Here is a 21403-nt window from a genome sequence, read left to right as displayed (position 1 = left end):
ACTTTGGCTTTCTGCCGCTCGATTTTTTCCCGCAAGACTCAACAAATCGCCCTCGCTTTGCGTATAATCACTTGGTGTTGAGCGAACCCGGGTTCTGCCCGAACGCTCGACACTACTGTCACGACTGACGACCGGGGGCGATCGGATTCGACTGGTTCTCCGCGGGTCGGGGTGGCGTGCCGAGGTTGATCAGCAGGCCTCGTAACAAGCTGATCACACCATAACTGCCAAACCGCAGTTTGCTTTGGCTGCGTAGGTAACCCCTACGCTGCTCGGGCTTAGGGATCCTGCCTGTGGAGCCCAACCAGCCCGTCGCCAAATACAGGCTGGCCTCTCTTCATAGCCCGCCACGGGAGAGGCGAGATTCGTCGTGGGCTGGCCGTAACGGGTTTTGTTCGCTGCACCTTGTTACGGTGAGATTAAACAACGAACTACGCACGTAGAAGCTTCGGCTTAGGGCTCACAGGACGCGGGTTCAATTCCCGCCGCCTCCACTGATCCGGCTCGCTTATCTCAAGCGGGCCGGATTTTTTGTTGCCCCATTTCCAACGGCTCAAACTCGTCGGAAGCAGCAATCAGATTGCCAGTTGTTGCAACGGGCATAGCAATCGCTACCACAGGCCAGGTCGACTCTTGATCGACGACGCCTGCCGGAGTATGAGAAAAAGGGACGCGGGTACGATCTCCGAGAAGGCAACTTCGGCGAAAGCTGTCGGCTCTTGCCGATCGAGCATCGCGCGACTCGCGCGAACATGAAATTTAATAATAGCCGATCGGGCGGTCACGATGCGCGGCGATATCCAACAACAATTGGCCGATGAACTCTCCGCGATCGAAGAGTCGGGCTTAACAAAGTCCGAACGTATCCTGACGACGCCGCAGGCAGGGCGAATCAAGACTGCTGCCGGCAATGAAGTTCTTAATTTATGCGCGAATAACTATCTCGGGCTCGCCGGTCACCCCGAGATCATTGAAGCCGCACACAAAGGGTTGGACGAGTGGGGATTCGGGCTTGCGTCCGTTCGCTTTATCTGTGGGACGCAGTCCATCCACAAACAACTTGAAGTCAAAATCAGCGAATTTCTGGGGACTGAAGATACGATTCTTTACGCCTCGTGCTTCGACGCGAACGGCGGATTGTTTGAGACGATCTTGGGACCCGAAGACGCGGTGATTTCGGACTCGCTCAACCACGCCTCAATCATCGATGGAATCCGGCTTTGTAAGGCGCAAAGATTCCGGTACGCCAACAACGATATGGCCGATCTGGAAAAGCGACTAAAAGAATCGACCTCTGCTCGTCGTCGTATCATCGCGACCGATGGTGTCTTCTCAATGGACGGCACGATCGCCAACCTTCCTGCGATTTGTGAACTCGCCGACCGTTACAACGCCCTCGTCATGTTTGACGACTGCCACGCCACCGGTTTTCTGGGGGCGACAGGTCGAGGGACGCACGAGTTTCATCAAGTGCAAGACCGAGTCGACATCATCACCGGTACGCTGGGCAAAGCGTTGGGAGGCGCCAGCGGGGGCTATACGTCCGGACGCAAAGAGGTCATCGAACTTCTCAGGCAGCGGTCCCGGCCCTACCTCTTTTCCAACACCGTCGCGCCGCCGATCGTGACAGCTTCGCTGAGAGCACTTGAACTCGTTGATGAAGAGCCGCGGCTGCGAGAGAGGTTGTGGGAGAATACGCGTTTCTTCCGGGAGGAGATCGGGAAGCTGGGATACGACGTGGTGCCCGGTGAGCATCCGATCGTGCCGATCATGTTGGGCGATGCGAAGGTTGCCTCAACGATGGCGGAGCGATTGCTGGAGCGCGGGGTTTACGTCGTCGCGTTCTCATTCCCGGTCGTCCCGAAAGGCCTCGCTCGCATCCGCACCCAAATGTCGGCGGCCCTGTCGAAGAGAGATTTGGAATTTGCTGTCGAGCAGTTTGCCGCCGTCAAAGACGAATTTACTTCGTAATTTTCCGTGCGAACGACTTTGAGCCGCACGTTCCGCACCGCTCCGTTGGCAATTGCTCGTGATTCCGCATTAAACTGCCCGTATCCACCGCTCGCCGTTCATTGACCAGCTACTTTCGATTGGTGCCATACTCGATGACATTCGCCCGCCTAGCGATTTTGATGTTCTTACAGTTCTTCGTGTGGGGGGCTTGGTATGTCACATTGGGGACGTATTTGTCCTCCGCAGTCAGCACCGACGGCGACCGGCTCTTCAGCGATGCGTTGGTTGGAGATGCATTCGGCACGGCTGCCATAGCCGCGATCATCACGCCCTTTCTGGTGGGGCTGATTGCCGATCGATTCTTTGCCTCCGAACGCGTTCTCGGGGTGCTGCACCTGTTAGGAGCAGGCGCGTTGTACCTGGTGTCTGACGTGACCGACCCCAGTTTACTTTATCTTGGATTGCTCGCCCACTTCGTGTGCTATATGCCCACGATCTCTTTGTCGACTTCGTTGTCGTTGGAGAACCTCAAAAACCCGGACAAGGTTTTCCCAGTCGTACGCGTGTTCGGCACGATCGGATGGATTGTCGCCGGATTAATCGTCGGATTAATTAAGGTGACTGATAATGGTTACACGCTCGGCAGTCTGGGCGAGCAGTTCGAAGGGATTGAGGCCACTTCATTACCCATTAAGATTGCGGCCGCCGTTCAAGTCGTGTTGGGTATCTATTCGTTCTTTCTTCCCCACACACCGCCAAAAGCCAAGGGGGAGAAGGTTACAGTTAAAGATGTGCTGGGCTTGGATGCGATTTCGCTGTTTAAGAAGCCAGCGATGTTGTCATTTATTATTTCATCGCTTTTGATCTGTATTCCACTTCAATTCTACTACACATGGACCAATCGGTTTTTAAATGAATTGGGCGTCGAGGCGGCCGCTGCGAAAATGACTTTGGGTCAGTTCTCCGAAGTCGGCTTTATGCTGCTGCTTCCGCTCGCGTTTGTTTTCCTTGGTGTTCGTTGGATTCTCGCCGCTGGGATGGCCGCCTGGGTTTTGCGGTACTTGTTATTCGCATTCGGGAACGGGGGCGATCTTGTCTGGATGCTCTACGGCGGCATTTTACTGCATGGTATTTGTTATGACTTCTTCTTCGTGGCCGGACAGATTTTCGTCGACTCGAAAGCGCCGCCGGAACGTCGGGCCTCAGCCCAAGGCTTTCTGACCCTTGCAACGCTTGGCGTCGGAATGTTCATCGGCTCGGTGATCTCAGGACGGATTGTGAGCGCTTATCCGGACGCCGCCGATCCGACGAAATATGATTGGCATGCGATCTGGCTTTACCCTGCGGGCCTTGCGGCAATCGTGACCGTTGGGTTCTTATTGACTTTCTCCGACCGTATCAAAACGGGGGGCCAAAGCGCAAACTTGCCGGATGGTGATGACAAACCATTAGACGCTTTAAACCCAGCGGCATCCCCGGCTGATTTGCCGCCCGCATAGTCGCCGATTTATCGGTCGATTAAGTCTGCGATCCGTCGATCGCCAAGCCCATCAGCGATAAAATGTGCACGTGAGAAGTCGTGTTCTCGCGTGTGGCGGTTGGGCACGGCGACGGCATAGGCTCCCGCCGCTGAGGCGGCATTCACCCCGTTCTCGCTGTCTTCCAGCACGAGCATCTCAGCCGGGTCAACTTTCAGCGCAGCGGCTGATTTCAGATAAATTTCGGGGTGGGGTTTACCGCGGTCGACGTCCTCAGCCGCCATCAGCGAGTTGAACCTCGAGGCGAGTTCGTAGCGTCCGAGCAGGTTCCTTAAATAGGCACGATCTGACGACGTGGCGACACCTTTGGGAAGTCCGCTTCCTTCTATGAGTTCAAGAAGTTCGAATAGCCCCGGCATGGGGGCCAGCCGTCCTTCGAGCAACCGCAGGAAGGTCTCTCGAGCTTCCTTTCGCAACTCGGCGATGGTGTCGCTGAGCTCAAGTTGCTCAATCAGGTGTGCGATGGCCTCTTCCTCGCGACGTCCCGTCATCCCCCGCCGGACTTCCATAGTCAACTCGTGGCCACGTTTCGCCAGCAGTTCTGTTCCGGCCTCTTCGAAGACATCTTCGGTGTTGAACATGATGCCGTCGAAATCGAAGCAAACGGCTTTAATTCTTATCGGATTCATCGCATCGATCGAAAACGGACCATCAGGGGCGAGGCGGGAGGCCCGGCAGCATACGCCGTGGCAAGCATCGCGCACAAAGGATTCAAACTGAGCGAAGAGTCGCCGTCAATTTGATGATTTGACCGGTGAGGGCGGTATGCCGAGATAGGGCAGGGTCCGTTCCAGAATTCGCTTCGCCACCGGGGCCGCGGTCCGGCCGCCCGATGGGTTTTCTCCCTGTGGTTCGTCGATCATGACAAGAACGAGGACTTCGGGTTCGTCCGCCGGGGTGCCGCCAACGAAAGAGCAGACCAGCCGTTCGTGGGAGTAGCGTCCGGCCTCCGGGTCATATTTCTGCGACGTGCCCGTTTTTCCGAATAGTTCGTGTCCGGGGATCTGGGCACGTCGGCCGGTTCCCCGACTGACGACCCCTGACATCGGCTCGGTCCGAATCCAGCGTGCGATCTCGGAAGAGATCACGGGAGAACTCACCGGCGTCGACAGGTTGCCCGCAGCCGAGTCATCGGGCAACAGCCGCACCGGATCGAGTACGTCTTTGACGAAACGCGGTTGCTTCAGGACGCCGTCACTTGCGATTGCGGCGTGCGCGACGGCTAACTGCAAGGGCGTGACTGCAAACTCCTGCCCCATCGGGACCGAACCGGTGCTGTAGTGATCCCAACGGGACACCGGACGCAACAATCCTGCGACTTCACCGGACAGTCCCGACCCGGTGCGACGTCCGAAGCCGAACGCCGCGGCCGCGTGAAAGAGTTCGTCGTTGCCCAGCCGCTCGCCGATCTTCGCCATCCCGATGTTGCTCGATTTCACAAGCACGTCGGTCACGCTCAATCGACCGTGCGCGACGGGATCAGTCAGCAATCGCGACCCGCTACGATACGAGCCGTTCTCACAATCGATGATTTCATCGGACTGCAAAACGCCACGGTTCAGCGCCCATGCGACGAACAGGGGCTTCACGGTCGAGCCCGGTTCCATGACAGCGGCCACCGCGCGATTGATCCAGGCACCTTCGCTGATTGAGCTCGGATTTTCAGGATCGAAGACCGGACGCGATGCGATTGCTAAGACTTCGCCAGTGCGCGGATCGAGCACGATGGCCGCGGAGCCTCGGGGGTTTTCATCTTTCTCTAATTCGTCGAGCGCCTCTTCAGTAAATAGCTGAATTAGGGCATCGATCGTTAATACCAACGACCGCCCCGGAACCGGCTTTCGTCCGAGTTCGTGACGGATATCGATCACGCGACCGTGCGCATCACGCAATGCGACAAGCTCGCCATCTTCACCGCCGATCAATCGATCGTAGACCTGCTCGATCCCGCCCCGCCCCACGTTGTCGATGTCGCGGAGCCCCAGCAGGTGGACGGCTTGAGAACCTTGAGGGTACCGCCGGCGAAATTCCCGTTCGATTCCCCAAGTGCCGTTCGGCAGATCGAGATTTCGGACGGCTTCGGCGACTTCTTCCGGCATTCGTCGTTCAAGCCAGTGAAACCATCGCTCCGAGTGGGAGCGAATCTCCTGCTCAAGGTCGGACTGATCACGATTTAAGACTGTCGCCAAACGAGCAGCAAACTGTGCTGCATCGTCGATTTTTCGTGGAACAAGGTAAAGGCTTGGCTCGCGAACGCTCGTCACCAGCAGGCGGCCTCGACGATCAAGAATGTCGCCGGGGCGTGCGGGAATCGTATGCCTTAATAATCTCTGTTCGGCAGCTGATTGGGAAAGCGCGACTCGGTCGAAGCCCTGTAATTGAATTAGCCGTCCGGCGAGCACGACCCAGCAAGTCGCGATCCCGATTCCAATCAATATCAGCCGGGTGCGAAAGCGGCGGGTATTGCCTGATCGCCCTTGATTGCCAATTGCCCTGCCCGGTCGTGATGCGACGTTCATCGGCTGCTCGCACGGTCTCGAACGGGAATGCGAAGTTCCGGCAGCGGCAACGCGAGTGGTTGCGATCCGGTCGGCTGGGGGCGCGGTGCGATCAAACCTTCGCGGAGCGGACCCGTCAGCCGGCGAGCTCCGGAGAGTTGCTGAGTCTGCATCTGCAATTCCGCTCGGCGATCACGAAGCACTTCCAGTCGAAAGTGCTGTCGAGTGTTGAGTCGACGGATTTCGAGCGCCCGTTTCTCCAGCACGATGCCCGCCGTGGCGACACCGGTCATCAAGGCGACGATCCCGAGGAATCGAAACACACACAACTCTCAGTTTCGTGAGTCGGGACGGCTGACAAAGCGGACCCGGCTCGCATCGGGCGGCAGTCGAAGAACAAGTCCGACTTTGAGCTTCTGAGGGTCTTTCAGTCGGTCTTTATTCATTTCATAAATTTGTACCCAGCGCGAGGCCCGACCGAGGTGATCCTGTGAAATGTGCGTCAGCGTTTCGCCCTTCATCACGCGGTACGCGGGAAGTCCGTCAGCGTCGATGAAGAATCCACCGATGTTATCGGGATCGTCCGGATCAGGGGCCGCTCTCGGAACGAATCGAGGAAACCTACTTCGTAATTCAGAAATCTTTGGAATCAGGACCATCATCCCCGGCTTTAACTCTTTCGCATCGCGGACCCGCGGTTGATTAAATTTTGCGAGCGCCTGAAAGAGCCGGGCGTCGCCGTAGACTCTCTTGGAAATCGTCCAGTACGAATCGTTCTTCTCGACGACGTAGACCTTGGGTCCGTTGCCCTGACCGTTCGTCGGCGACTCCAAGGTGACCCCGGAAGGGTCGGCATCTCGGGGGCGTTGCGTCACGGGAGCGAAATCGTCGGCATCGTAGGTGTCTGCTCCGGTCGGGCTGATCTCGCCGGCTCCGCCGATTTCGGCGACGTTCGGTTCCGGATAGAACGGCTCAGGCACCAATTCGGATTCCGAGTCATTAAATGCCGGCTCGGAGTTCATGACAGGCGGGGCGGTCGGCGCGGCGGTCTCGGCGACGGTCGGTCCCGCGGAAAACGGATCGGAGATTGGTTCGTTTCCAGTGTCGGAATATGGCTCGGTCGGTTCCGGTTCCGGTCCATCGAACAACGAGCGTGTTTGAGGAGGCGGGGCAGCCGCGGTCGGCGACGACTCGGCGAACAGGTCGGTCGGTGCCGGTTCCGCGGTCGGATTGACCGGCTCAAAGGTGGCAAAGTCATCTTCGACCGGTGCCGGCGCGGTTGGCGGTGCGGCCGAGTCGGCAAACTGATCGTTTCCGTTCGCAAAGGGATCGCTGGAACTCGGCGGAGCAGCACCGGCCTCGCCGGCGACCATGCCCGGGTCGGAAAATGGATCAGTCGCGAGGGGCTCGTCCTGAGCGGGCGGCCCAGCCATCTCGGGTTCCGCTACCGGCGTGAGCGCAAAATCGTCGGTTGTGGGTTCGGAGGTTGAGGTCGGGTCGCCGGCGAAAGGACCGCTATCGAATTCGCCCTGGCCAGAGTATCCGGGGTCTGTCTGAGAGATGTTCGATGCCGACGGAGAAGAAGATTCGATCGGCGCGAAACCGAAGTCGTCGACCGGCTCCGATGGCGATGCCGCGACCGAGTTCGGATTTCCCATCTCGGTTGGTCCATCGCCGAACGGATCAGACGACGCTGCCGACATACCGCTTCCGCCGCGATTGACTTCAGCCGGAGCAGAATCCGCGAATAGCGCATCGGCTGAGCCGGACGGGCTTCCATTTTGACCGTTGGACGCGATGGTCTCAGGCGACTGACCGAAAGGATTGGTTCCGGTCGAATCTCCGGGACGTGAGAACGGGGCGTTTGAACCCGCGTCGATGTCTCGGATTTCCGTATCGGCCACCGGCCCGTCGATGACTGGCGGTGTGGTCGTGCCGTCGGGAAAATCGGTTTCGTTTTCCGGCGTTGAAGATTGCCCATCTTCACCCGCCGAGGCCCCGGCCGCGGCGAGTTCCTGCTGCCGGTCGTCCCACTTCTTATAGACCACAAAGCCGAACACGCCGACCAGCAGGATCATCAACCCGAGGCCGATCTTTGTTTCCGTCGCCATCCTTGTCGACTCCTTGAATAGAACCGGCGACATCCTGTCGCCAAGCCTTATGGGGTGTCCGCGAATAAGTGATGCAAAAATGCAGTTATCGTCTGACTGCGACCCTCAATTTTGCCGAGCGGGCCCGAGGATTCAGACGCGACTCAGCCGGGGTTGCCGTTACGGGTTTTGCAGTTTGGTTTTGCCAAATGTCAGTCTTGCGGAACGCGTTCTTGACGATGCGATCCTCAAGCGAATGAAAACTGATTACAACAGCGCGTCCGCCGGGACCCAGGACGGCCGGTAGGACATCGTTGAGCATTCGCTCGACGTGCCGAAGTTCTTCGTTGACCGCGATTCGAAGGGCTTGGAACGTCAGTGTCGCGTCATGCAGATTCTCGCGACTTGTTTTTGATTTGACCGCCGTGACTAGTTGTGTCAGCTCAGTAGCGGTGGCGACCGGACGTCGTTGAACGAGTGCGGACGCGATTTCGTCGGCGGCCGGCTCTTCGCCGAATAATTGCAGAATCTCCGTCAGCTCGGACTCGCTCGATTCGTCAATGACCTGCCACGCGGGGCGACCGGATGACGTATCGAATCGTAAGTCCAACGGCCCTTCGGCCTGAAACGAAAAGCCGCGTGATTCATCGGCGAGCTGATCGGAGGACAGACCGAGGTCGAGCAGTACGCGATCAGGCTTTGAGAGTTTGTTATCTGAAAGCAGCGATTCAAGTTCCGCGTATGTTCCGCGAGCGAAAACGGTACGGCACTGGGCGTCTTGAAGCTCTTGCGTTGCGTGATCGAGCATCATCGGATCGCGATCGATTCCGAGGAGCGTGCCGCTTGGGCCAAGTTTCTCCACAATCGATGCTGAGTGACCACCGGCGCCGAGTGTGCCGTCGACGACAAACAGGCCGGGGCTCAGGTCGAGCGCGGCCATCGTCTCGCGGACGAGAACTGGGCGGTGCAACGGTGATGACACGGTTGAAGTCACTGAACGTCGAGAAATGAGAGTACAAGGAATTAGCACTCGGGAATCCGAAACGACCGAACGCCACTGCGGGGGTTTTATCGCTTCACCGCGCGGCGGTGAATAGAAGAATGGGACGACCCGCTCCGGACGACATCCTTGCCGTCCTCCGGAGCGAATCGTGACGGGTCAACCATTGGGGGTTGGATGATCCGCACTATTCCCTGATGAACGATCCATGTTCACCATGTCCGCAAAGCCCGGTAGCCAGCGGAACATCGCATCGGGCCGCCTCCGGTCGGCAGCCCGCAGAAAACAGGTGGGTTTACGCAACCTGTTTACCAAAAACGAGATAGATCAATTTTTGCTGAGCGAGCGGAAGTCGTGCTGTCTTTCGCTCTCCCGCCAGAATCTAACAGTCGCCGTCAGCCGGTCAATAGAATGCGTGCGCAATTGGCGGCAGGTCGGCACCCCGATGAACGCAGGCTGTTACACCGAACCGAATTGGAAATTTCGGATCATTTTTCCGGGGGTTCCGGAAGTCGGTCGGTCGTCACGTTCGATCTCAGATTCTCGGCCTGATTTAGTAGCGAACTGTATAGTTCGAGATGAGTCTGGACGACGCGGTCCCACGTAAACTCTTTCTGAACATAGCTTTGTGCAGATTTTGCTCGCAGGTTCCGTTCCGCAGGGTGATCGAGCGCTGATTTGAGATTCGTTGCAAACCGTTTCAACGAATCGAGTTCGGAAACCCAACCCAAGTCGGAATCGCCGAGTAACTCTGTGATGCCCTCCGCCGCCGTTGCGACGACCGGAAGACCTGAGGCCATGGCCTCAAGCAAGACATTCGGCATTCCTTCCCAAGCCGATGGGAGGGCCAAGACGGTCGATGACTTCATTAGTTCACCTACGTCGTTGCGTCGTCCCAAGAAGTGAACTCGTGAACCAACGCCTCTTCGGTTCGCCTGTTGTTGAAGGTTGTCATACAGGGGCCCCTCGCCGACGAAGAGGGCGTGGCAGTCAGAGAGCGGTCCCGCCGATTTGATCGTAAGTACGGAAAGAATCCAATCGGGACGTTTCTGGGGATCGAGCCGACCAACGAAAAGGACCAGTGGCACATTCGGTGGAATGCCGAACTTAGAAAGATCGGCGGGCTTAGCGTCCGCAAACTTTTCGAAGTCGACTCCATTCGGAATGACCACGCATTTGTCCGGCGTCAATTTGCCGGCTTCAATCGAAAAGGACCTCACCGACTCGCTGACGCAGATGTGGCGATCGACGAGCCGTTCCGTGACCCGGTCGATCCACAGGTACGGTACTCTCCGTCGCTCCGCAACACGGATTCCCGATACGACCAGCGGCACTCCGGCGCGACGAGCCGCGATCCGACCGGCGATATTGGCATGGAAGAGATACGTTTGGACGATATCGGGGCGAATGCGGCGCAGTGCGTGCGTCAGGCGATGCACTACGGCGACGTCGAAACGGTTGCGAGCTTCAAGATACTGCACCGGAATATCGTTCGATTCGAGTACCTTTCCCAGTTCGCCGTGGCCTTTCAGGCAGACGAATGAGACGTCGACCCCCATTTCGGCCAACCCGAGCGCGATCCGCACGGCTGCCTGTTCGGCGCCTCCGGGGTCAAGTTCGGTGATGCAAAAAGTCAGTTTCATCAAACCTGCCGACGGAAGTCTGAGTGCCTGCCCTCGAAATCAGTCGTTCGCTACCATCTGCCCATGAGTGATTTGAACGAAATCGCGGCTTACGACTATGAATTGCCGCCCGATCGTATCGCAGCGACTCCCGCCGCGCGTCGGGATTCTGCGCGGATGCAGGTGGTCAATCGATCGAGTGGAGAGTTCGAACATCGATCGATCGGTGATCTTCCCCGCTACTTGTGCCCGAACGACGTACTTGTCTTCAACGACACCCGCGTCATTCGGGCCCGATTGTATGGGACTCGCGCGGCGACGGGCGGCAAATGGGAGGGCCTTTTCTTAAGGAGCCGTGATGCCGGGGTTGCGGAGATTCTCAGCCAAACTCGCGGTAAATTAAATCCCGGCGAATGGATCGAAGTCACTCCCCCGCACAAGCGACCTGACGAGCAAGACGGGTCTGCGCTGAAACTGGAACTGCTAGAACGTGCCGAGGACGGCAAGTGGATCGTCGCATTTGTAGTCAATGGTGAGAGGATTTCCGACTCCGATGAAGTCTTTGGGGTTCTGGACCGCTTCGGATCAGTGCCTCTTCCGCCGTACATTCGCGACGGACATGCCTCAGCCGAGGACACCGAACGCTATCAAACCGTTTATGCTCGGCAGCCGGGATCGGTCGCGGCGCCGACAGCGGGGCTTCACTTCACGCCAGAATTACTTTCCCGCTGCCAGCAAGCGGGGGCGACCCTCCAGTATGTCACACTGCACGTGGGGGTCGGAACCTTCCGTCCGATTGCCTGTGACAATTTAAACGACCACAACATGCACTCCGAGTGGTGCGTGCTCAGCAAAGAAACCGCGGAATCCATTAATGCTTGTCGCAGTCGAGGGGGGCGCGTGTTTGCGGTCGGCACGACTTCCGTGCGGACGCTCGAATCGGCCTCGGCGTCAGGTGAATTGAGTTCCTTCGCTGGCGAGACAGACCTCTTTATTCGGCCCGGTCATCAGTTTCACGCCGTCGACGCGTTGCTGACGAATTTTCATTTACCGAAATCGTCGCTGCTGGTTCTCGTGAGCACGCTCGCCGGGCATGAGAGAATCATGCGGGCTTATGAGGAAGCGATCAGGGAGGGCTATCGCTTCTATAGTTACGGAGATGCGATGCTGATCATATAGCGGACGAAATCTTGTGCTGAGTTAAGATCGAAGGCAGGTGGCGGGACGAATCTGCCGAAGCGATAAAAATTTCTGCCAAAATTAATCAGCAGAGTCGCTCAAGTGAAATAGTCGCTTCAGTGCTTCCATTAAGCCCGTGGGCGGACCGACGCGGGCCTCGGCTTTAAGAGCCTCAAGTGGCGGGTGCAACAATTTATTGACGATGCGTTCAATCGTCCTCTCAATCGCCGCCTGATCTTCCTCTCCCAGATGAGAAAGTTTCGACAGGAGCAAGTCGACCTCCTGCTGCCTTATATCATGCCACTGTTCACGCAGGCGTTTAACGACCGGTCCGGTCGCACGGTGGTACACCTCGTGCATAAATTGTTCGGTCTCGGCCTCGATAATCCGGTGTGCCTTCTCAATTTCTTTATGCCGTAGCCTGCGGTTGCGATCACAAGTGGCTTTTAAGTCGTCGACATCGTAGAGGAAGACGTTATCGTCGATCGCGGCGATACGCGGATCAAAATCTCGAGGTGTCCCGAGATCGAGTATGAACATCGTTCGACGGTCGGATGATGCTCGGAGACGGGCGAATCGCTCATAGTCGATGATCGCGTAATCGGCACCGGTCGCGCTGACGATGATGTCCGCAGTTTGCAGGCACTCATCAAGCTCTTCGTAGGGCCGGACCTTCCCTCCGACACTTTGAGCCAGAGCGCTTCCACGGTCGAGGCTGCGATTCACGACGGTCACCTCGCGGGCACCTTCATCATTGAGGTAGCGGACCGTCTCCTCAGCCATCTCGCCGGCCCCGATGACAAGGATGCGTTTATCATCGAATCGCGAAAATATATTTCGGCCGAATTCGCCGACCGCGACACTGGCGATTGAGACTCGTCCCTCGGCCAACCGGGTTTCGGTTCGCACCCGCGCCGAAACGCGAAAGGCCATTTGGAACAAGGTGTGTGTTAACGGCCCGCAGGCTTCAAAATGAAAGGCTCGTTCGTAAGCCTGTTTGACTTGGTTAATGATCTGAGGTTCGCCCAGAACCATGCTGTCTAAACTGCACGCGACTTCAAACAGATGCCTCACCGCTTGCGGCCCGCGATGTTCCAATAAGTCATCCGCGAACTCTTTGACGGGGATTTGATGAAAATCGGAGAGAAATTCTGCCACGTCCGACTGCCGCGGCGTTTGCCGTCCGTCCGGTTCGGCTGAATAGACTTCGACTCGATTGCATGTCGACAGGACCACCATTTCCGAGCCTGGAAATCGCGAAAGAAGTGCTTCGTAGGCGCGCTGAAATTGATCCTCGGTCGAGAGCGTGAGCCGCTCTCGGACTTCGAGATCTGCCGACTGATGATTACAATAAACGACGTTGAAGTTCATTTCGCCGAGCGAAGGTGATTTGGCCGGGACGTTCTGCCGCTCCACGAAGCGGATTTTTCCGAGTCTTGGTCGGGTTAATTGTGCCAACTGTTTAAAGAAAGCCCGCCGGACAAAATCTGCAGTCCGAGCAGGGTGACGAGCATCAGGGTAAACGCGAGCAGGGTACGAAATGCGATCGTCCGACCGCTGGCTGTCTCTGAGCGGAGGATCCACCCCAACAGACCCGCAAGCACGAGCCAGACCAGCGAACTGGCCACGACAATCGGATCGAGAAACGTCAGATTCTCTCCGTCATAATCGGCGACGGCTCCCAAAACATAACCCGCTGCCAAGCCGAGTGTGAGCAACGGCACGGAAACGAGCACCGACCATCGATTCCAGCGGGCCAGACGTTCGAGGCTGAACAGGTTGATTCGACCCGTGGGAGCCTGTTTGTGCTTCAGCCTGCGATGCTGGAACAGATACATCAGGCTAAAGACCGAGCCGATCACAACCCCGGCGATTCCGAGCATCAACAGCGACACGTGCAGCATCACCCAGCGTCGGGTGACGACGTGGTCCACTTCATCGGCGGACGCGATAAGTACCGAAGGTTCGCCACTGAGTAGTAGTGCAGATCCGACAAGTGCCAGCACGGCCGGCAGCAGGAACAATCCTGATGCCACCTTTTGATCCAAGGCCGCAATGAGGAGCGCAAACGCGCTGACCGTCCAAGCGAGCATGAGCAGCCAGTCCTGAGTTGAACTCAGCAGCGGGGGCAGCTCTGAACTCTGGCTGACGTTGTAAAGGTAGAGCGAATGGGCCAGCAGGCCGGCTGCCGTAAAGCCGATCGCGATGACCCGCAGGATCGCGTGCGACTTGGCAAGCCGCGTCGCTTCGAACGCGAACGCAACCGCGTAGCTGGCGACGAAGCAAAAGATTGTGACTTGCAACATAACGGTCCCGCGGAACTTGTGTCCCGCGATTATACCGTCAGGGCCGGGTCGAAGCAGCCGTCGGTTTTCGCTTCAATTCCCGGGGCTGCCGTCTTTCCCCCTGTTTGGAGCGAATTCTGTTTGGAGCGAATTCTGTTTGCAGCGAATTCAGCCAGTCTCGTCGAGTTGATACTCGTCGATCTTCTTGTGGAGCGTGTTCCGGTTGATGCCAAGCTTTGTCGCCGCTTTGGTCTGCACGCCGTGGCAGCTTCGCAAGACATTGGCGATCAGTTCTTTCTCCACGTAGGAGACGACGGCATCGTGCAGCGCTCCATCGTGCCCGACTTCCTCAATCCTTTGGGCGACGAAGTCTCGGCAGAGGTCTTCCAGTTCCGACCCCTGCGGCCGCTTCCGGCGGGCGGGCGCGACACCGCGAACGTGGGGAGGAAGCAAATCGACCGTAATTCGATTCCCGTCGCCCAGCACGATCGCGCGTTCGATGTAATTTTGTAGTTCCCGCACGTTACCGGGCCATGCGTAACTCTTGAGATAGGAGTAGGCCTCGTCGTCGATCGCGGGGACGGGACGACGGTTTTGGCTGGCGTAAATCTTTGCAAAATGCCGGCTCAACTCAGGAACGTCGTCGCTGCGTTCGCGTAAAGGCGGAAGGTCGATCGGAATCACATTCAGACGATAGTAAAGGTCTTCTCGAAACCGCCCTTCGTCGATTTCATCGAGAAGATCGCGGTTCGTCGCAGCTACGATCCGACAATCGACCTGAATTGTCTTCGTGTCGCCCACACGTTCGAACTCATGCTCTTGGAGAATTCGCAGCAGCTTGACTTGCAGTTGGTGGCTGACCGAATTGATCTCGTCGAGAAAGATCGTTCCCCCGTGGGCGGCTTCGAAACGCCCGGTGCGGTTTTCGTTAGCGCTCGTGAACGCACCCTTCACATGCCCGAAGAGCTCACTTTCGAGCAAACTTTCAGCCAACGCCCCGCAGTTGACCCGTATGAATGGACCACTGGCTCGGTGGCTGAGACGATGGACTGCTCGGGCGATCAGTTCTTTGCCCGTCCCCGTTTCGCCGGTCAGCAGGACCGTCGCGGATGAGCCGGCGACTTGCCGCGTCAACGCGTAAACCTCTCGCATTTGCGAGCTCGTGCCGAACATGCCCTCAAACGAAGCGCTGTCTTGCTCGATCGGGGCATGCAGGCTCATGGGGCGGGCGACGGTTTACTTCGAAGCAGGTAATTCCACCGAGATTGTAGTCGATTGGAAGCTCGATTGTTAAGCGTTGCGTCGAAAAAATGTGCGATTCGCACGGCTTCGGATTTGATCTCGCTGATCACACGAGTTGAGATTCGCGTTTATGTCAAGAGGCTGGGCGGATTGCTTAAAGATTGTGCATGTCGGACTACTGCGTAGGCGGCGATGCGTGGGGCGGTCTGCGGCGGCTGAAGATGCATCGAAATGCGCATGAGAAGCGGTAAACTCTTGCTTCGCAGCACGTCCAATTCGCCCGAGCCGATCTTGTCGACCGGATTGGACAGTCGCAGGCACTATGCGAGGCGATGCGCGACCACGACTCTCGACCTGAGACTTACGCCGGTCGGCGCCGTAGATCGTGGCGGAAAATCCCTTACGGACCTTGGGGGAGCAGCGGCTGCCCCAGAAGCTGCTCGAGTTGCTCGGAGTTCGAATCGAGATCGCGATTCTCCAACCCGAGAATCGGAGCGAGGATTGTGCCGACCTCTCGTGAGGGCGGGTTCTTGATCAAATCCTTGAGGGCTTTTTCACGGACACCTTCCACAAGAACCCCGAACCTCTTGATGTGTTCGACCAGGCTTCGTGAAATATCCTCGTCGACCTCCGGGACTTGCTGGGAACTGAGCGCATCGACCAGTGCCCCCTGAGCGGACGGCGTGGGGACCGCGGCCAGGGCGAACGCCGCATTCGGAGCGAGCTTCACATCGGGTAGGGCCTCGCGGAGTCCGGGTTCGGCTCTTTGCAGCGGGTAGGCGTTCTGACGACCGGTCAGTGCAATCCTCGCGAGCCAGAACGCGGCAGCGTCTCGAAATTCCGCCCGCTCCTCGGGTGAGGCCGGCTCTTCCTGAAGTTCGCGGGCAACCGGGCGAAGTTGTCGCAAAAATGCACCGGCAACGTCGGTGTACGTCAGATACTCTGCCCGCTCTTCACGCGAGGTGATGGCTTCCACCCGATTTCGCAACTCGCCGGGGCCGTAAACAATGATCGGCATGGCCTTCGTTCGGCTGTCGGCTCGAAACGCAGCCAACATCGTTCGAAGCGTCGGGCGGCTGACATTTAAATTAAGAAGCGTTATGTCACCGCTGCTCTGTTCAGCCGCGGCAGTGAAGCCGCCATTACCCGTACTTCGGACGATCGTCATATAGCCCATCCCGTTGAGCATGCCGGCAACGGTCGCGGCGCGACTGGGATTTGGATCGACGATGACCGCTGTCTTCTCTTCCGTCCTCAACTGTCGACCGAGAATGTCGACGACGCGATGCGCTTCGGGATGCGGCTCATCAAGGTCCATCTTCAGGATCGCGATGGCAGTCCCGAGTCGGACACGCGTCGAGGACGAATCGAGGGCGGCCAGTAGTGATCGCCCGACGGTCGTATCGAGGTCGGAAGCCCGCGTATTTCGCGAAAGCACACTCAGCGCGCCGGTCGCTGCGTAAGCGTCTCCAAACTTTAGGGCCAGGTCGAGCGCTTCGGCGTTCAGTTGCGGACCAACGCTCAGCGCGATGTCGAAGACCGTTCCCGGTCCAGTGGGCATCGGTTTGCCCAAGCCCGTATCACGTCCCTTCAATGAAAACGACGTGGCGAGGAAGACGACCATGGCTTGCCGTGACTCCGGCGTCAGGCGGAAGGCTTCCTCAGCAAAGCGGACGGCATCGTAAGAGGCGGCCCGTGCCGGTGACATCGCGACTGCACCGACGCCGCGAGCAGTATCGCTCCAGACCCACACGATCGAGTCTTCAGCGCCGCTTTTTGCACGTCCTGCCTGCTCAAATCTTTGCAATGCCGCGTCGATCAGCAATCGCGATGCGTCGGCTGCCGAACGAGGTACCACGCCATCTTTGCCAACGATATCGCTGATTGCCGCCCGGGCATTGATTTTGAGGCCGGGAGCACGCTCCGGCGTGAACGCGATCATCGAAAGATAAGGAACGGATTTACTGCTTCCAATCCGACGAACGGCCTCGACGATTCTGCCGGCCGCATTCGGGTCGGTCGCAGTCAGCGCGGCATGGAGCGGACCGAGTGCCGGCTCGCCAATCCGGCCCAATATCTCCACCAAATCAGAGATGTCGTCGCCCGGTCGCGGATTCGCCAACCGAGCGACCAGCGCGGGCACAACTGTTTCGCGACCGGAAATCAGAATCTCACGTGCCGGCCCGGCAACCGAGGGATCTTTCTGGAGGTCGTCGATGAACGAGTTGATCCTCGCCGGGTCGCTTCCGCGCCGTCGGAACGCCTCGGTCACGCGGTCGGCAAGTCGCCCCCCATATGGGGCGAGGTCGCGGTTGTTCGCGAGTTTGGCGAAAACGGCCGGTCCGTTCTCGTCTCTGAGTTTCAGAAGGGTGTCATCGTCCGGATCAGCTTCAAGCAATTGCTGCAGATAAGCCTTGGCCAGTCTCGGGCGCCCAAGTCGCGTCATCAGGTCGACAGCGTCTAACAAGGCGGTCGGCGTCTCCGGTTCGGTCAGCAGCGGCGATTCTTCGAGTGCCTCACCGGACGGAAGCGGATCGGTATTCTGAGCCGACGCCATCGAACTGATCGAAGCGGGAAGCAGAAAGCTGAGGGCGAGAATCGTCAAGCGGGCCGAACGGCGCATGAACTGAGTCTTTCCGAACCCGGATGTCGTCTAAGGATGGGAAGCCGCACCGAGTGACTTCGATAGTCGCCCCGAACAGGCATCACGTCTTGGCCCTTGGCATCGTAAAGCGGGTTATCCGGGAAAGACAACGCAAAACTGCCAACCTTCCCCGCTTTACAACAGGGCGATGCAAGCAGTACCGGTTCGTTGCGCGCTACCAATTCGTTCGGAATCCGCTACGGGAACAATCGGCGTCCGCGTCGATGTCCTTCGCTGTGTCGTGGTTGCGAGGGCGGGACAAGGCAATTCGGTTGTCGGTCGTGACGGTCTTGCGGTCTCTGATGCCTTCGGGCATTCGGTCGCTCGCAACCGATCCTTCGGTGGCGGACCGGTGGCGGCGAACCTACGATGTCTCGCTGCGCTCATTCCATAGCCGTTGCGCGCTGTCGGGTATGATACCCTCGTCCGACGGACTACGACGCGTACTCAAATTTCACCGCTCTTTGCCGGCCTGTTCTCCCATGTCTGACAAACCGCTTCCCTTCTCCGTCGATGTGATTCGGCGAGCAGCCTCCGAGTTTGAAACGCCGTTTCACCTCTACGACGAGCGAGGTATTCGAGAGAATGCCCGTCGATTGAACTCTGCGTTCGCCTGGAATCCGGGCTTTCGGGAATACTTCGCCGTCAAAGCCACGCCCAACCCGCACATCGTGCAGATGCTAGCTGAAGAGGGGTGCGGGGCAGACTGCTCCAGCCTCGCCGAGTTAATTCTGAGTGAGCGGGTCGGCCTCGGCGGACGCGACATCATGTTCACGTCGAACAACACGCTCGCCGAGGATTACGCCAAGGCGGACGAACTCGGGGCGGTGATCAATCTCGATGACATCAGTCACCTGCCCTACCTCGCCGAAAATATCGGCATGCCTGAGACGTTGTGCTTCCGATACAACCCCGGACCGCTTCGCGAGGGGAACGTCATTATCGGCAAGCCGGAGGAAGCGAAGTACGGTTTCACGCGCGAACAACTCTTCGAAGGCTATCGCATCGCTCGCGACGGCGGCGTGAAGTACTTCGGCCTGCACGCGATGGTCGCCTCGAACGAATTGGACCCGAGCTTCTTCGTTGAGACGGCTCGGATGCTGTTCGAACTTGTGATTCAACTCGCCGAGTCGCACGACGTCAGGGTCAGCTTCGTCAATTTGGGCGGGGGCATCGGGATTCCCTACCGTCCGGAGCAGACCGCGGTTGATTACGAAGTCATTGGTGACGGTGTTCGGCAGGCCTACGACGAAATGATCGTACCGGTAGGACTCGATCCGCTTGACGTCCTCACTGAGAACGGTCGCTGCATGACCGGCCCGTACGGCGTCCTCGTCTCGAAGGTCGTCCACGCGAAAGATATCTACAAGAAGTACGTGGGCGTCGATGCCTGCATGGCCAACCTGATGCGGCCCGGCATGTATGGGGCCTATCACCATGTGAGCGTACTCGGCAAGGAAGACGCCGCGCCCATCGGAGAGTTTGACGTTGTAGGGTCGCTGTGCGAGAACAACGACAAGTTCGCGATCGACCGTCCGCTGCCTGCAACCGAGCGCGGCGACATCGTGGTAATTCACGACGCCGGGGCCCACGGGCACAGCATGGGCTTTCAGTACAACGGCAAGCTCCGCTCGGCCGAGATACTCGTCCGCGAGGACGGTTCTCTTCAAGAGATTCGTCGGGCCGAGACCCTCGACGACTATTTCTCCACACTCGACTTCAGCGGCGTCGGCACAGCCGCGGTCGGCCAATAGACGTCCCCGTGCGTATTAAGCCGCGATTCGCTGCGGGAATGGTTTAGAGTTTAGAGATGAGAGGTCAGGGAAGAAGTCTGCGGGTGGGCCACTCACCTCTAACCTCTCACCCGCGAGCGCAGCTCGCAAGTTCGAGCTCCCGGCACGTTTTGATGATTGTGACCGTTCTCTTACGATGGCACGTTCAACAATTTAAGGATTCTGACACGCTGGGAGTGCTCGCCCATGTCTTCTGATAGCAAATCAACTTCACTCGCCCCTCCGACCGCCCCGGAAACGGACATCCGCCGCGTCGCATTGTTGTTTTCTGGGGGGCCGGCTCCCGGTGCGAATGCCGTGATCTCCACCGCGGCGAACGCCTTCCTCCGCAGCGGGGTCGATGCGATCGGCATCAAGCACGGCTATTCGCAGTTGATGGAATTCGGCCCCGACAATCCGATGCAGGAGGGCCGCGACTATATGCGGTTCGACCTGCCGGGACTCGAAGGCGCCCGCATCACCGGCGGAATCATGATCGGTACCGCGCGGGCCAATCCGGGGAAGCAGATCAGCGATCCGGCGCACCTTCAGGACGCCGAGCGCACCGCCCCGATGAAGACCGTCTATGAGGCGCTGTGTTCGTTGGAGGTCGACGCTCTCGTCTCGATTGGCGGCGACGATACGCTGAAGACCGCCAACAAATTTGCGATGTTCCAAGAGCACCTGCCCGCGGGCAGCAAGCCGATCAAAGTCGTTCACGTTCCCAAGACGATCGACAACGATTACGCCGGGATCGATTTCACGTTCGGTTACTTCACCGCCGTCGAAGTCCTCGCCGACGAAATTCGCAACCTCGCCGAAGACGCTGCTTCGGATCGCAGTTACTTTCTCGTCGAGACAATGGGTCGCAGCGCAGGTTGGCTCGCCTATGGGGCGGCGATCGCGGGCGGGGCGAGTCTTGTCATTAGCGTGGAGGACATCGTCGGAGACTACGAGACCACCGAAACCGTCGACGAGAACGGCGAATCTCGTCAACGAAAGATCATGGATATCGACGCCGTCGTGCAGCGAATAGTAGCCACGATGATGGCCCGGCAGAAAGAGGACGGCAAAGAGTACGGCGTGATCTGTGTGGCGGAGGGTCTGGCCGAGTTGCTCTCAGCCGACTCTCTGAAAGACGTCCCCCGTGACGCCCACGGGCACATCTCGATCAGCCAGATCAACCTCTCACGCATTCTCTCCGAACGTGTCGAAGAGGCGTACCGCGAAGCGACCGGCATCAAAAAACGTGTGAAACCGCTGCAACTCGGATATGAAAGCCGATGCTCTCCGCCGCACGCTTTCGACGTCATGCTTGGCAGCCAACTCGGCGTCGGAGCCTACCGCGCACTAGTTGAAGAACGGCGAACGAGCGTGATGGTCTCCGTCGCTGGTCAGCTCGATCTCCACTACGTGCCGTTTGCGGAATTGGTCGATCCGAAGACACTTGTCACCGTCGTCCGGTTCATCAAGACCGACTGCGACTTCCACAAGCTCGCCCGTTTCCTCGAATCTCACAATGCGGCCGATAATGTTCCAGAAGATGTGCTTTCGAATCGGTGATCGGCAACGCCCTTCGA

15 protein-coding genes and 1 other RNA gene are annotated in these 21403 nt (G+C 58.2%); 6 read left to right on the top strand and 10 right to left on the bottom strand.

Features of this window, described 5'->3' with window-relative positions:
• Positions 1–133: 133 nt before the first annotated feature.
• From ssrA to Pan189_RS11695, 3 genes are all read left to right on the top strand, one after another.
• Positions 134–497: a transfer-messenger RNA gene (gene ssrA / locus Pan189_RS11705) on the top strand.
• 289 nt (positions 498–786) lie between these two features.
• Positions 787–1971: a glycine C-acetyltransferase gene (locus Pan189_RS11700; RefSeq protein WP_145364092.1), complete on the top strand. Its 1185-nt coding sequence runs from the start codon at positions 787–789 to the stop codon at positions 1969–1971.
• Positions 1972–2105: 134 nt separating this feature from the next.
• Positions 2106–3452 (top strand): nucleoside permease, encoded by a 1347-nt coding sequence (locus tag Pan189_RS11695; protein WP_145364091.1) that lies wholly within the window; start codon positions 2106–2108, stop codon positions 3450–3452.
• A gap of 8 nt (positions 3453–3460) precedes the next feature.
• Here the strand turns inward: Pan189_RS11695 and Pan189_RS11690 are convergent, their stop codons facing one another.
• From Pan189_RS11690 to Pan189_RS11665, 6 genes are all read right to left on the bottom strand, one after another.
• The gene (locus tag Pan189_RS11690; protein ID WP_145364090.1) at positions 3461–4120 is read right to left on the bottom strand and encodes an HAD family hydrolase; all 660 of its coding nucleotides are present in this window, start codon (positions 4118–4120) and stop codon (positions 3461–3463) included.
• Positions 4121–4225: 105 nt separating this feature from the next.
• Positions 4226–6010 carry a peptidoglycan D,D-transpeptidase FtsI family protein gene (locus tag Pan189_RS11685; protein ID WP_145364089.1) on the bottom strand — a complete coding sequence of 595 codons (1785 nt, stop codon included), beginning with the start codon at positions 6008–6010 and terminating at the stop codon, positions 4226–4228.
• The gene (locus tag Pan189_RS11680) at positions 6007–6312 is read right to left on the bottom strand and encodes a hypothetical protein (RefSeq protein ID WP_145364088.1); all 306 of its coding nucleotides are present in this window, start codon (positions 6310–6312) and stop codon (positions 6007–6009) included. The genes Pan189_RS11685 and Pan189_RS11680 overlap by 4 nt, the downstream gene beginning before the upstream one ends.
• 9 nt (positions 6313–6321) lie before the next feature.
• Complete coding sequence (locus Pan189_RS11675; RefSeq protein ID WP_310820365.1) at positions 6322–8100, bottom strand: LysM peptidoglycan-binding domain-containing protein; 1779 nt, start codon at positions 8098–8100, stop codon at positions 6322–6324.
• An 85-nt stretch (positions 8101–8185) separates the two neighbouring features.
• A complete protein-coding gene (rsmH, locus tag Pan189_RS11670) occupies positions 8186–9061 on the bottom strand; it encodes a 16S rRNA (cytosine(1402)-N(4))-methyltransferase RsmH (RefSeq protein ID WP_310820364.1) in 876 nt (291 codons plus the stop codon).
• 506 nt (positions 9062–9567) lie between these two features.
• Positions 9568–10722 (bottom strand): glycosyltransferase family 4 protein, encoded by a 1155-nt coding sequence (locus tag Pan189_RS11665; RefSeq protein WP_145364086.1) that lies wholly within the window; start codon positions 10720–10722, stop codon positions 9568–9570.
• A gap of 63 nt (positions 10723–10785) precedes the next feature.
• On the opposite strand from Pan189_RS11665, the gene queA reads away from it, so the two are divergent.
• Positions 10786–11880: a tRNA preQ1(34) S-adenosylmethionine ribosyltransferase-isomerase QueA gene (queA, locus tag Pan189_RS11660; RefSeq protein WP_145364085.1), complete on the top strand. Its 1095-nt coding sequence runs from the start codon at positions 10786–10788 to the stop codon at positions 11878–11880.
• Between the two features lie 81 nt (positions 11881–11961).
• On the opposite strand, the gene hemA is transcribed toward queA, so the two are convergent.
• From hemA to Pan189_RS11640, 4 genes are all read right to left on the bottom strand, one after another.
• A complete protein-coding gene (gene hemA / locus Pan189_RS11655) occupies positions 11962–13296 on the bottom strand; it encodes a glutamyl-tRNA reductase (protein ID WP_310820363.1) in 1335 nt (444 codons plus the stop codon).
• A gap of 29 nt (positions 13297–13325) precedes the next feature.
• Entirely contained in the window at positions 13326–14186 is an 861-nt protein-coding gene (gene ccsA / locus Pan189_RS11650; RefSeq protein WP_145364084.1) for a cytochrome c biogenesis protein CcsA, read from the bottom strand.
• 147 nt (positions 14187–14333) lie between these two features.
• Positions 14334–15386 (bottom strand): sigma-54 interaction domain-containing protein, encoded by a 1053-nt coding sequence (locus Pan189_RS11645; RefSeq protein WP_145364083.1) that lies wholly within the window; start codon positions 15384–15386, stop codon positions 14334–14336.
• Positions 15387–15807: 421 nt separating this feature from the next.
• Positions 15808–18030 (bottom strand): hypothetical protein, encoded by a 2223-nt coding sequence (locus tag Pan189_RS11640; RefSeq protein ID WP_145364082.1) that lies wholly within the window; start codon positions 18028–18030, stop codon positions 15808–15810.
• 503 nt (positions 18031–18533) lie between these two features.
• On the opposite strand from Pan189_RS11640, the gene Pan189_RS11635 reads away from it, so the two are divergent.
• On the top strand, positions 18534–19805 hold the full coding sequence (locus Pan189_RS11635) for a diaminopimelate decarboxylase (RefSeq protein ID WP_145364081.1): 1272 nt from the start codon (positions 18534–18536) through the stop codon (positions 19803–19805).
• A gap of 225 nt (positions 19806–20030) precedes the next feature.
• The gene (locus tag Pan189_RS11630; protein WP_145364080.1) at positions 20031–21386 is read left to right on the top strand and encodes a 6-phosphofructokinase; all 1356 of its coding nucleotides are present in this window, start codon (positions 20031–20033) and stop codon (positions 21384–21386) included.
• The last annotated feature ends 17 nt before the right edge of the window (positions 21387–21403 follow it).

The sequence above is a fragment of the Stratiformator vulcanicus genome (assembly GCF_007744515.1).
Lineage (GTDB): Bacteria > Planctomycetota > Planctomycetia > Planctomycetales > Planctomycetaceae > Stratiformator > Stratiformator vulcanicus.
This window is presented reverse-complemented; position numbering and strand designations above follow the sequence as displayed.

What these genes read in the sequence shown, in the direction of transcription:
- Pan189_RS11700 (WP_145364092.1), top strand. Translation starts at nt 787, where the DNA reads ATGCGCGGCGATATCCAACAACAATTGGCCGATGAACTCTCCGCGATC.
- Pan189_RS11695 (WP_145364091.1), top strand. Translation starts at nt 2,106, where the DNA reads ATGACATTCGCCCGCCTAGCGATTTTGATGTTCTTACAGTTCTTCGTG.
- Pan189_RS11690 (WP_145364090.1), bottom strand. Translation starts at nt 4,120, where the DNA reads ATGAATCCGATAAGAATTAAAGCCGTTTGCTTCGATTTCGACGGCATC.
- Pan189_RS11685 (WP_145364089.1), bottom strand. Translation starts at nt 6,010, where the DNA reads ATGAACGTCGCATCACGACCGGGCAGGGCAATTGGCAATCAAGGGCGA.
- Pan189_RS11675 (WP_310820365.1), bottom strand. Translation starts at nt 8,100, where the DNA reads ATGGCGACGGAAACAAAGATCGGCCTCGGGTTGATGATCCTGCTGGTC.
- Pan189_RS11665 (WP_145364086.1), bottom strand. Translation starts at nt 10,722, where the DNA reads ATGAAACTGACTTTTTGCATCACCGAACTTGACCCCGGAGGCGCCGAA.
- queA (WP_145364085.1), top strand. Translation starts at nt 10,786, where the DNA reads ATGAGTGATTTGAACGAAATCGCGGCTTACGACTATGAATTGCCGCCC.
- ccsA (WP_145364084.1), bottom strand. Translation starts at nt 14,186, where the DNA reads ATGTTGCAAGTCACAATCTTTTGCTTCGTCGCCAGCTACGCGGTTGCG.
- Pan189_RS11645 (WP_145364083.1), bottom strand. Translation starts at nt 15,386, where the DNA reads ATGAGCCTGCATGCCCCGATCGAGCAAGACAGCGCTTCGTTTGAGGGC.
- Pan189_RS11640 (WP_145364082.1), bottom strand. Translation starts at nt 18,030, where the DNA reads ATGCGCCGTTCGGCCCGCTTGACGATTCTCGCCCTCAGCTTTCTGCTT.
- Pan189_RS11635 (WP_145364081.1), top strand. Translation starts at nt 18,534, where the DNA reads ATGTCTGACAAACCGCTTCCCTTCTCCGTCGATGTGATTCGGCGAGCA.
- Pan189_RS11630 (WP_145364080.1), top strand. Translation starts at nt 20,031, where the DNA reads ATGTCTTCTGATAGCAAATCAACTTCACTCGCCCCTCCGACCGCCCCG.